This window comes from Escherichia sp. TW09308 (assembly GCF_000208565.1).
Classification (GTDB): Bacteria; Pseudomonadota; Gammaproteobacteria; order Enterobacterales; family Enterobacteriaceae; genus Escherichia; species Escherichia marmotae.
The window spans coordinates 2,220,199-2,232,133 of sequence record NZ_AEME01000001.1; the positions used below are offsets into that span (position 1 = coordinate 2,220,199).

Sequence of the window (11,935 nt, forward strand, 5' to 3'; positions counted from 1 at the left end):
GGCGAGACGATGGCAAGCAGTACCCATCAGAGAAGCAACCAAAGGGTCAATAAACAATCAGATGAAAAGAAAGGGTTAATGCTTTTGGAAGGATGTTATTTTACCGGATGGCGGCACGCCATCCGGTAGGCCACAGTTAAATGTTAATTACTACCAAACATTTCCTTAATCCAGCCCGCCACGCCGTCGCTGTCTTTCTGCTGCTGTTGAGCAGGTTGCTGTTGCGGCTGTGAAGACTGATCAAATGGATTGCCTGACGGCTGCTGCATCTCACTCTGTTGACACAGCGATTGCGGATCGCTGGTCCAGACCGGCAAGATACGCATTCCACCGCTGCAAACAAAGTTGCCGTCGTAGTCGACGCCCATATCCACGATATCTTCCGGCGGTACAAGATTCAGCGGCGTTGGCGTCTGGTTAGCCAGATAACGCTGGTAAATCGACATCGCCCCGCTGGCACCGTACAGCTTAGTCGGCTGGTTGTTATCGCGGCCTACCCAGGTGATGGTCACCGTGCTGCCGTCAATGCCCGCAAACCAGGTATCAACGTTGTTGTTGGTAGTCCCGGTTTTGCCCGCCAGGTGCAGATTCGGGTATTTCGCTCCCAATTGGCGACCAGTACCGCGTTGCACCACTTGCTGCATGGTCCATAGCGTCAGATACGCCGCTTGTGCCGGAACTGCGCGTTCCGCCTGCGGGAAGCTCTGATAGAGCACTTTACCGTCTTCGGCAATGACTGAACGCAATGCAGAAAGCGGCGCACGGTTACCGCCGCTGGCGATAGTCTGGAATGCCTGCGCCACTTCGATTGGCGTTAAGTTCAGCGCCCCAAGCAACATTGCCGGAACCGGATTCAACTGATCTTTCGGCACGCCCAGTTTAATCCAGGTGTCCGTTACCGCAGGTAACCCTAACGCCATCCCCAGATTCACCGTTGGCACGTTCATCGAACGGGTCAGCGCATCTACCAACATTACTCTGCCGCTCTCGCTATAACGGCGGTCATCGTTCTGTGGTGACCAGACCTGACCGTTAGGCTGACGCAGCGCGATTGGCGCATCGGCAATCCACGTATTCAGGCGATAGATTTTCGGCTGGCTTAAGGCCGTCAGATAGGTCGCTGGTTTTGCCAGTGATCCAATCGAACGACGCGCCTGCATCGCACGGTTGTAACCCGCAAACTGCGGTTCGGAGCCACCGACCATCGCGCGAACTTCACCGCTAAAGCGGTCAACAACCACAATCGCCGTTTCCAGATCGCTCAACTTACGCTGTTTCTTCAGTGCCGGAATGCCTTCCACGGCGGCTTTTTCTGCCGCGTCTTGAGCCACCGAGTCAAAAGTAGTGAAGATCTTCACGCCAGAGAGATCTTTCACTTTATCGCCCAGTTTCGCCTGCAACTCCTGGCGCACCAGTTGCATAAAGGCAGGCTGCGGAGAGATCACCCCACCGCGCGGCTGTACGCCCAGCGGACGTGCGCTCAACATGTCGTAGAGTTCTTGATCAATAATCTGCTGCTGTTGCAACAGACGCAGTACCAGGTTACGTCGCTCAAGCGCCAGTTTCGGGTTGCGCCACGGGTTATAGATAGACGCACCTTTCACCATACCGACTAACAGCGCCTGCTGATCAAGGCTCAACTCTTCTACCGGACGACCAAAGTAGTACAGGCTTGCCAGCGGGAAACCACGGATTTCGTTGTCACCGCTCTGACCGAGATATACCTCGTTCATATACAGCTCAAGAATGCGGTCTTTGCTGTAACGCGCATCCATGATTAACGCCATATAGGCTTCGTTCGCTTTACGCCAGTAAGAACGTTCGCTAGAGAGGAACAGGTTCTTCACTAACTGTTGAGTCAGCGTACTCGCCCCCTGCACCGTGCGCCCGGCGGTCAGGTTCGCCAGCACCGCACGTCCAATGGAGTAGAGACTGATACCATCATGCTCGTAGAAATGACGGTCTTCTGTCGCCAGCAAAGTATCTACCAGCAAATCCGGGAAGCCACTACGCGGCACAAACAGACGCTGTTCGCCGTTTGGTGAGGAGATCATGGTGATCAGACGCGGATCAAGACGGAAGAAACCGAACTGACGGTTGTTCTCCATATTGACAATAGTCGCCAGATGATCGCCCTCAAAAGTCAGACGCGCACGCACCTGCCCTTCTTTACTATCCGGGAAATCAAACGGACGGCGGATCATCTCAATGCTGTTGGCCTGCACGGTAAATTCGCCAGGACGGGTCATCTTCGACACCTGACGATATTGCGTGGCCTCCAGCAATTTCACCATCTCGTTCTTGCTGATGGTCATGTCTGGCTCAAGGTTTACCATCCGACCATAAACTGCCGCTGGCAATTGCCACACCTTGCCATCAATACGGCTGCGAATTTTTTGATCGAGATAAACACCGTAAACGGCGATTAACACCGCAAATACGATCCCCAGTTTCAGTAGCAGCCATAGCCAGCCGCGTTTACCACGAGGCTTACGCCCTTTGCCCTTACCTTTGCGTGGCATCGGTTCTTCATCCTCATAGTCATCATAATCGTCGTCATCTTCGTAGCGACGACGGCTTACCTTTTGTTTGACAGGACGCGTCGGTTTCCCTTTGCGTCCAATTGGCTCGCGGTCATTCCCGGCCATACATTTTCTCCGCAATATTCAGGCGCAAAAGCCCGATTTTCTATTCTTCTGTGACAAGACAGAAGAAGATATCTCTCAAAGTACTTTTCGCCCTCCCCCTATGGGAGAGAACCGGGGCGAAGGGACTGCCCGTGCCCGTTTACCAACCTCACGAATACTTTTTCGTCCGTCGCGTCGGTGCGGTATTCGCCGGGTCGTCCGGCCAGACGTGTTTGGGATAACGCCCTTTCATCTCTTTTTGCACCTCGCGATACGCTCCCTGCCAGAAGGCACTTAAATCACGCGTGATTTGCAGCGGCCTCTGGGCGGGTGAAAGCAATTCCAGCACCAGCGGCACGCGCCCCTGAGCGATAGTCGGATTAGTGGCTTCGCCAAACATCTCTTGCATTCTCACCGCCAGCGCGGGTGGGTTATCTTCATGATAACGAATGGCGATCCGGCTTCCCGTCGGCACAGTGTAATGCGCAGGCAATTCACTATCCAGACGTTGCTGCATTCCCCAATCAAGTAATCCGCGCAGCGCCTGATAAACATCAAGAGATTTCAGGCCACGCAGCGAATGTACGCCGGCCATATGTGGCAGCAGCCACGTTTCCAGCGACGCCAGCAAGCTCGCCTCATCCATTGCTGGCCAATCATATTCCGGTAACCACTTTGCAGCACACAGCAAACGCAAGCGTAGCTGCTCCGCTTCCGGCGTCCAGTTAAGAACGTTTAGACCTTTATCGCGAATACCGTTGAGCATTGCATGATGTAATTCATCTTCCGACGGTTTCGCCAGCGGCTGTACTTTTACTGTGAGCTGACCAATCTGCAACCGACGCCAGGCCTTCAGCGTGCCTTGTGCATCGTCCCATTCAACGGTGTCAGATTGCTGTAATAGCTGTGAGCAGCGTTGCACTAACTCATCAATATCGACCGGTAGCGCCAGTAGAATTCGCGCATCCGGCGAGGCGCTGCCCTGCAATAATAAAGGAGCGATCAACCACTCGTGGCGGCTTAAGGCATCATCCGCGTCCAGCATTGCTCCCATACCGTTCGCCAGTTGATAACGACCATCCTGGCCACGGCGACGAGCAATACGATCGGCAAAGGCCTGGGCAAGTAGCGGCGCAATAAACGCACTGTCGGCCTCGCCACCACGGACGTTTAAGCGCTTTAACAGTTGCTGACTACGCTGTTGCCAGGCCGGTTGATTGCGGGAAAACGCCACTTCCAGGTCGCTATTCCCCATGCGGGGCGGCTCTTCGAGAATGGCGGCAATTTTTGCGGCGGTAGCGGCTTCATCATCACTCTTCGCGCTCACCAGCATAGCGGCTAACCGCGGATCATTACCCAGCGTCGCCATTTTTTGCCCTTTCGCGCTAAGTCGTTCGCCATCCAGCGCGCCAAGCATCTGTAACAGGCGTTTCGCAGCCTGTAGATTCACCGTTGGTGGTTGATCCAACCAGTTCATCTGCGCCGGATCGCTGCATCCCCATTGCAGTAATTCCATCAGCAAACCGGAGAGATCGCTTTGTAAGATTTCCGGTTCACTTTGTGCAGCGGCGCGTTCCGCCTGTTCTTTGGCGATCAAATGCAGGCAAATGCCCGGTTCCAGTCGCCCGGCGCGCCCGGCACGCTGCGTCATCGACGCCTGACTAACTCGCTGGGTAATCAACCGTGTAAGACCCGTTCGCGGATCAAAGCGCGCCATCCTTTCCTGGGCGCAATCCACCACCAGGCGAATACCTTCGATAGTTAAACTGGTTTCAGCAATATTGGTTGCCAGCACCACTTTGCGCATCCCTTGTGGTGCCGGGAGGATCGCTTTTCGCTGATCGTTCAACGACAATGCGCCATACAGTGGACAAAGCAACACATCACTGCCTACACGCGAAGCCAGTTGTTCCTGCACACGCTGAATTTCCCCGACGCCAGGTAAAAACAGCAGCAGAGATCCTGCTTCCTGGCGTAGCAATTCGGCGGTGGTGACAGCAACGGCTTCGTCAAAACGTTGATGTGTAGGCAGCGACAAATAGCGGCGCTCCACCGGATACGAACGCCCTGCGGAAACAACAACGGGGGCTTCCGGCAACATTTGCTGTAAGCGCTCGTTATCCAGCGTGGCTGACATAATCAGCAGCTTCAGGTCATCGCGCAGCCCTTGTTGCACATCGAGTAACAACGCCAGCGCCAGATCCGCCTGCAGACTGCGTTCATGAAACTCATCAAGGATCACCAGACCGACGCCGCTTAGTTCCGGGTCGCGTTGGATCATGCGCGTCAACACCCCTTCAGTAACGACTTCCAAACGGGTATTCGGCCCGACGCAATTTTGCGCACGCATCCGGTAGCCAACGGTATCGCCGGGCTTTTCGTTAAGCAGCTCCGCCAGCCGTTGCGCGACGTTACGCGCCGCCAGACGCCGCGGCTCCAGCAGGATGATTTTCCCGCGAATACCAGGATGCGCCAGCAGTTGCAGCGGCAGCCAGGTCGATTTCCCGGCTCCGGTCGGCGCGCTTAATAACACCTGCGGTGCACAATCGAGGGCGGCAAGTAATTCAGGTAAGACGGCAGCAACGGGCAACGACGACACAAAACGCTCCTGAGGGTTAACATTCTTCGCGGCGCATTGTAGCATCGCGGTAATTCATAACCGAGTGCCTGACATGTCTGAACCGCAACGGCTGTTCTTTGCCATCGACTTACCTGCAGAAATCCGCGAACAGATTATCCACTGGCGCGCCGCACAGTTTCCACCAGAAGCGGGGCGTCCGGTTGCCGCTGAGAACTTGCATCTGACGCTGGCGTTTTTAGGCGAAGTGAGTGCAGAGAAAGAGAAGGCGCTCTCACTTTTGGCCGGACGGATTCGTCAACCCGGTTTCACACTAACGCTTGATGACGCCGGTCAGTGGCTACGTTCTCGCGTGGTGTGGCTTGGTATGCGCCAGCCGCCGCGCGGATTAATCCAACTGGCGAATATGCTTCGTTCACAAGCAGCGCGCAGTGGTTGTTTTCAAAGCAATCGACCGTTTCATCCGCATATCACCTTATTGCGCGATGCCAGCGAGGCGGTGACAATCCCGCCGCCTGGCTTTAACTGGTCGTATGCGGTGACGGAGTTCACCCTTTACGCTTCCTCGTTTGCCCGAGGACGCACACGCTACACGCCGCTAAAACGCTGGACACTGACGCAATAACAAGGGTTTTATCGCAATGGAATTTTCACCCCCTCTACAACGCGCCACGCTGGTTCAACGTTATAAACGTTTTTTAGCCGATGTGATCACACCAGATGGCCAGGAATTAACGCTACACTGCCCGAATACTGGCGCGATGACCGGTTGTGCAACACCTGGAGATACCGTCTGGTATTCAACTTCCGACAACACAAAACGGAAATATCCGCACACCTGGGAACTGACCCAAAGCCAAAACGGTGCATTTATTTGCGTCAATACACTTTGGGCAAACAGATTGACGAAAGAGGCTATCCTTAATGGGAATATTTCGGAGCTGTCAGGCTATAGCTCGCTGAAAAGCGAAGTAAAATACGGTGCCGAACGCAGCCGTGTTGACTTCATGTTACAGGCGAGGTTTCGACCTGACTGCTATATTGAAGTGAAATCGGTTACGTTAGCGGAAAACGAACAGGGATACTTTCCCGATGCAGTGACTGAACGAGGTCAGAAACATCTTCGGGAGTTGATGAGCGTAGCGGCTGAAGGCCAGCGTGCAGTGATTTTTTTCGCCGTGCTACATTCAGCCATTACACGGTTTTCACCCGCGCGCCACATCGATGAGAAATACGCGCAACTATTGTCAGAGGCTCAACAGAGGGGGGTAGAAATTCTGGCTTATAAGGCGGAACTTTCTGCTGAAGGTATGGCTCTTAAAAAATCACTGCCCGTTACTCTGTAGTTGAATAAGTAACTGGTTAATTTACATTCTGGTCGCGTGCGCAAATACGCTTTTCCTCACACAGTTGTCAAGTGTTACGTTTAGATAATTGCTATCCGGAAAAGCATCTGCTATTTATAGCGGCCTCATTTTTCCCCCGAACATGGGGATCGATAGTGCGTGTTAAGGAGAAGCAACATGCAAGAAGGGCAAAACCGTAAAACATCGTCCCTGAGTATTCTCGCCATCGCTGGGGTGGAGCCATATCAGGAGAAGCCGGGCGAAGAGTATATGAACGAAGCCCAGCTGGCGCACTTCCGTCGTATTCTGGAAGCATGGCGTAATCAACTCAGGGATGAAGTCGATCGCACCGTTACACATATGCAGGATGAAGCCGCCAACTTCCCGGATCCGGTAGACCGTGCCGCCCAGGAAGAAGAGTTCAGCCTCGAACTGCGTAACCGCGATCGCGAGCGTAAGCTGATCAAAAAGATCGAGAAGACGCTGAAAAAAGTGGAAGACGAAGATTTCGGCTACTGCGAATCCTGCGGTGTTGAAATTGGTATTCGTCGTCTGGAAGCGCGCCCAACAGCCGATCTGTGCATCGACTGCAAAACGCTGGCTGAAATTCGCGAAAAACAGATGGCTGGCTAATTAAAGCTGTTCCATCACGTTTACCACAGGCGGGAAATGCTCCCGCCTTATTTTTTGTTCAAAGAGATGACAGACACACACTATATTGGGCGCTTTGCCCCCTCACCTTCCGGCGAGCTTCATTTTGGTTCTCTGATCGCTGCGCTTGGCAGCTATCTGCAAGCACACGCCCGGCAAGGTCGCTGGCTGGTACGCATTGAAGATATCGACCCACCCCGTGAAGTTCCCGGTGCCGCAGAGACTATCCTGCGCCAACTGGAACATTACGGCCTGCACTGGGACGGCGATGTTCTCTGGCAATCCCAACGTCACGACGCCTATCGTGAAGCCCTCGCCTGGTTACGTGAGCAAGGACTAAGTTATTACTGCACCTGTACGCGCGCACGTATTCACAGTATTGGCGGTATCTACGACGGTCATTGCCGTGAATTGCATCATGGCCCGGACAACGCGGCTGTACGTATTCGGCAGGTGCATCCGGTTATGCAGTTCACTGACCAACTGCGCGGCATTATCCACGCCGACGAAAAACTGGCGCAGGAAGATTTTATTATTCATCGCCGTGATGGTTTGTTTGCCTATAACCTGGCTGTGGTGGTTGATGATCACTTCCAGGGCGTGACTGAAATTGTCCGTGGCGCAGATTTGATTGAACCCACAGTGCGGCAAATCTCGCTGTACCAGCTTTTTGACTGGCAAGCGCCAGATTACATTCATTTGCCGCTGGCGCTTAACGCACAAGGCGCTAAACTTTCCAAGCAGAATCATGCGCCTGCGTTACCAAAAGGCGACCCGCGCCCGGTACTAATCGCGGCACTTCAATTTCTTGGTCAGCAGGCAGAAACACATTGGCAGGATTTCAGCGTCGAGCAAATCCTTCAGTCAGCCGTCAAAAACTGGACGCTGACCGCCGTACCTGAGTCGGCAATTGTAAATTCAACATTCTCAAATGCGTCATGCTGAGCTATGATTAGCCGCTATTTTTTTGTCCTGAATGATGTTTGACACTACCGAGGTGTATTATTTTTACCCGAGTCGCTAATTTTTGCCGCAAGGTGCTAAGCCGCGAGGAGAGCGAGGCTGAACAGGCAGTCGCCCGTCCACAGGTGACGGTGATCCCGCGTGAACAGCATGCTATTTCCCGCAAAGATATCAGTGAAAATGCCCTGAAGGTAATGTACAGGCTCAATAAAGCGGGATACGAAGCCTGGCTGGTTGGCGGCGGCGTGCGCGACCTGTTACTTGGCAAAAAGCCGAAAGATTTCGACGTGACCACTAACGCCACGCCTGAGCAGGTGCGCAAACTATTCCGTAACTGCCGTCTGGTGGGTCGCCGTTTCCGTCTTGCTCACGTGATGTTTGGTCCGGAAATTATCGAAGTCGCAACCTTCCGTGGGCACCACGAAGGCAACGTCAGCGACCGCACGACCTCCCAGCGTGGGCAAAACGGCATGTTGCTGCGCGACAACATATTCGGCTCCATCGAAGAAGACGCCCAGCGCCGCGATTTCACCATCAACAGCCTGTATTACAGCGTCGCGGATTTTTCCGTCCGTGATTACGTTGGCGGCATGAAAGATCTGAAAGACGGCGTGATTCGCCTGATTGGTAACCCGGAAACGCGCTACCGTGAAGATCCGGTACGTATGCTGCGCGCGGTACGTTTTGCCGCCAAGTTGGGTATGCGTATCAGCCCGGAAACCGCAGAACCGATCCCACGCCTGGCTACCCTGCTGAACGATATCCCACCGGCACGCCTGTTTGAAGAATCACTCAAACTTCTACAAGCAGGCTACGGTTACGAAACCTATAAATTGCTGTGTGAATATCATCTGTTCCAGCCGCTGTTCCCGACCATTACCCGTTACTTCACGGAAAATGGCGACAGCCCAATGGAGCGGATGATTGAGCAGGTACTGAAAAATACTGATACGCGTATCCATAATGATATGCGCGTTAACCCGGCGTTCCTGTTTGCCGCCATGTTCTGGTATCCACTGCTGGAGACGGCACAAAAAATCGCGCAAGAGAGCGGCCTTACCTATCACGATGCTTTCGCGCTGGCGATGAACGATGTGCTGGACGAAGCCTGCCGTTCACTGGCGATCCCGAAACGTCTGACTACGCTAACTCGCGATATCTGGCAGTTGCAGTTGCGCATGTCCCGTCGTCAGGGCAAACGTGCATGGAAACTGCTGGAGCATCCGAAGTTCCGCGCCGCTTACGACCTGCTGGCACTGCGTGCAGAAGTGGAACGCAACGCTGAGCTGCAACGTCTGGCGAAATGGTGGGGTGAATTCCAGGTTTCTGCGCCACCAGATCAAAAAGGGATGCTCACCGAGCTGGATGAAGAACCAGCACAGCGCCGTCGTACTCGTCGTCCGCGCAAACGCGCGCCGCGTCGCGAGGGCACCACATGACAGTGGCATATATTGCCATAGGCAGCAATCTGGCCTCTCCGCTGGAGCAGGTCAATGCTGCCGTGAAAGCACTCGGTGAAATTCCTGAAAGCCGCATTCTTGCCGTTTCTTCGTTTTACCGCACCCCTCCGCTGGGGCCACAAGATCAGCCGGATTACTTAAACGCCGCCGTGGCGCTGGAAACAACTCTCGCACCTGAAGAGTTACTCAATCACACACAGCGTATTGAATTGCAGCAAGGCCGCGTTCGTAAGGCCGAACGCTGGGGGCCGCGCACGTTAGATCTCGACATCATGCTGTTTGGTGATGCGGTGATTAACACTGAACGCCTCACTGTTCCGCACTATGATATGAAGAATCGTGGTTTTATGCTCTGGCCGCTGTTTGAGATTGCGCCAGGTCTCGTATTCCCGGATAACCACACGCTTGCCCGGTTACTGACTGATGCACAATTTCCGCGCCCTTCTCTTTGGTAATACGTGTTCTCCTGTATTAATTAGCCCTGCTTTCGCGTAATACAAAAAATACGCACAAAAAAATAATTAAAACATCCTCTAATTTAATATTATTTCCCCCGTTCGCTTTGACATCAAACTTTAACCAATTACACATAATTTTATCTTAAATGTAATTTAATTTATTCTAACAATGATAAATATTGACTTTTAAAACGATTTAGAGTCATTTAAATGAAATAGAAAGAATATATATATCTTTCATCCACTTACCCTGCCAGATTTGCCGCCAAACAATTCATCACAGAAATAAAAAGCCACACATAATATTCATTATAAAAATAATATTTAATATAGAAATACAAATAGCCCATTAATATAAAAACAATATTTTACAAAAAAACACACTACTATTATATTGCCCATCCCGTAATTAACTTTACGTATCATTTTTTAACTCATTTAATATTTTATGGAGAATTATAATGAACAAGAAGCTTCTGGCGGTTGTTCTGGCAGCGTCCTGTTTTTCTGCTGGTAATGCAATGGCTGTGGATGGTGGTGAAATCAATATCAACGGTCTGGTTTCTGATGAAACCTGCCCGGCAACCGTTAACGGTGGCAGCAACGATGTTAACATCACCCTGAAAACCGCGAAACCAAGTGATATTACAGCGCTGAATGACAAAGCGCTGGGTGCATACCCTGCAGCAATCAGCATCTCAGTAAACTGCTCCAATGCAGCCGCAAATAAAACGGCAACAATGAGCTTTACCTCTACTTTCCACAGCTCCACCCAGGGTACTCTGGAAAATGACAACTCCATCAGCGGCCCGGCTAAAGGTGTCAACATCGCACTTCACGATGTCTCCGCCACCACCCCGGCACTGGTTAAAGTAAACGATCCTTCAAGCAAAATTTCTTCTCCTATCGATTCAACCAGCCATATCGCCACCTTCAGCTATATGGCGTCCTATGTGAAATCTTCTTCAACCGCAACCGTCACCAGCGGCCCGGTGAAAACCAACGCAACCTATACCCTGACTTATCAGTAATAGCGTTACCGTTGTAAAAATCACAAGGGGATGTGTTACATCCCCTGTTTCAGGATTTAGAGATGTTTCAGGGAGAGATAACATGTTGAATTATAACAAGACTATCGCTGCTATCGTTGTCGGTGCAACGCTTACGGCATTCAGCCCCATAACCCAGGCCGATATCGTTATCAACGGTACGCGCATCATCTATAAAGAAAGCGACAAAAAGATCACTGCTCGCCTGGAAAATAAAGGCTCTCGCCCATTGCTGGTGCAGTCCTGGCTTGATACCGGTGATGACAATGTAGACCCGGCTTTGATCAAAGTCCCGTTTAACGCGACCCCTCCGGTCTCACGCATAGATCCGAAAAAAGGCCAAACCGTTACCATCACCTATACCGGTACGCAGGCATTACCGAAAGACAGGGAAAGTGTGTACTGGTTTAACGTGCTGGAAGTTCCACCCAAAATGCAGGCAAAAGAAGCTGAAAATAAAAATGTCCTGCAACTGGCTTTCCGTACCCGTATCAAACTGTTCTATCGCCCTGATGGATTAGCCGGTGAGCATTTCAAAGCTCCAGAGCAATTAACCTGGCGCTGGAATGGCAATAAAATAAAAGTAACGAACCCAACGCCTTATTATGTTTCCTTCTCGTCTGTCGATGTGCAGTCGGGAAATAAAAAATATACCGTAGACGCCACAATGGTTGCGCCAAAAAGCGATGCCGAATTTACAGTACAGGGTCTGAATACCTCCCCTGGCGGCGCTAAATTACACTATTCAGCTATTAGTGATTACGGCAGTGAAATAAAAGGCGAAGCAAATATGTAATCTCACA

The 11,935-nt window shown here is 52.1% G+C and carries 10 protein-coding genes; 8 read left to right on the forward strand and 2 right to left on the reverse strand.

All coding sequences use genetic code 11. The features are described 5' to 3' along the window. Window positions 1–143 precede the first annotated feature (143 nt). A complete protein-coding gene (gene mrcB / locus ESM_RS0110665; protein ID WP_000918201.1) occupies window positions 144–2,648 on the reverse strand; it encodes a bifunctional glycosyl transferase/transpeptidase in 2,505 nt (834 codons plus the stop codon). Between the two features lie 148 nt (window positions 2,649–2,796). Continuing rightward, window positions 2,797–5,226, reverse strand: a complete 2,430-nt coding sequence (hrpB, locus tag ESM_RS0110670; protein WP_010378055.1) for an ATP-dependent helicase HrpB — start codon at window positions 5,224–5,226, stop codon at window positions 2,797–2,799. Window positions 5,227–5,299: 73 nt separating this feature from the next. Here hrpB and thpR point away from each other — a divergent pair, with 73 nt between their 5' ends. From thpR to ESM_RS0110710, 8 genes are all read left to right on the forward strand, one after another. Next, a complete protein-coding gene (gene thpR / locus ESM_RS0110675; protein WP_001294671.1) occupies window positions 5,300–5,830 on the forward strand; it encodes an RNA 2',3'-cyclic phosphodiesterase in 531 nt (176 codons plus the stop codon). A 16-nt stretch (window positions 5,831–5,846) separates the two neighbouring features. Then, entirely contained in the window at window positions 5,847–6,551 is a 705-nt protein-coding gene (gene sfsA, locus ESM_RS0110680; RefSeq protein WP_000396058.1) for a DNA/RNA nuclease SfsA, read from the forward strand. 177 nt (window positions 6,552–6,728) lie between these two features. Beyond that, a complete protein-coding gene (gene dksA / locus ESM_RS0110685; RefSeq protein ID WP_001155227.1) occupies window positions 6,729–7,184 on the forward strand; it encodes an RNA polymerase-binding protein DksA in 456 nt (151 codons plus the stop codon). Between the two features lie 66 nt (window positions 7,185–7,250). Then, entirely contained in the window at window positions 7,251–8,147 is an 897-nt protein-coding gene (gene gluQRS / locus ESM_RS0110690) for a tRNA glutamyl-Q(34) synthetase GluQRS (RefSeq protein WP_032141541.1), read from the forward strand. Window positions 8,148–8,206: 59 nt separating this feature from the next. Then, window positions 8,207–9,604 (forward strand): polynucleotide adenylyltransferase PcnB, encoded by a 1,398-nt coding sequence (gene pcnB, locus ESM_RS0110695; RefSeq protein WP_206748357.1) that lies wholly within the window; start codon window positions 8,207–8,209, stop codon window positions 9,602–9,604. After that, window positions 9,601–10,080 (forward strand): 2-amino-4-hydroxy-6-hydroxymethyldihydropteridine diphosphokinase, encoded by a 480-nt coding sequence (folK, locus tag ESM_RS0110700; RefSeq protein WP_000215161.1) that lies wholly within the window; start codon window positions 9,601–9,603, stop codon window positions 10,078–10,080. Before pcnB ends, folK begins: the two co-directional genes overlap by 4 nt. Before the next feature lie 464 nt (window positions 10,081–10,544). Next, window positions 10,545–11,114, forward strand: a complete 570-nt coding sequence (locus tag ESM_RS0110705; protein WP_001035584.1) for a fimbrial protein — start codon at window positions 10,545–10,547, stop codon at window positions 11,112–11,114. Between the two features lie 82 nt (window positions 11,115–11,196). After that, the gene (locus tag ESM_RS0110710) at window positions 11,197–11,928 is read left to right on the forward strand and encodes a fimbrial chaperone (protein WP_000935954.1); all 732 of its coding nucleotides are present in this window, start codon (window positions 11,197–11,199) and stop codon (window positions 11,926–11,928) included. The last annotated feature ends 7 nt before the right edge of the window (window positions 11,929–11,935 follow it).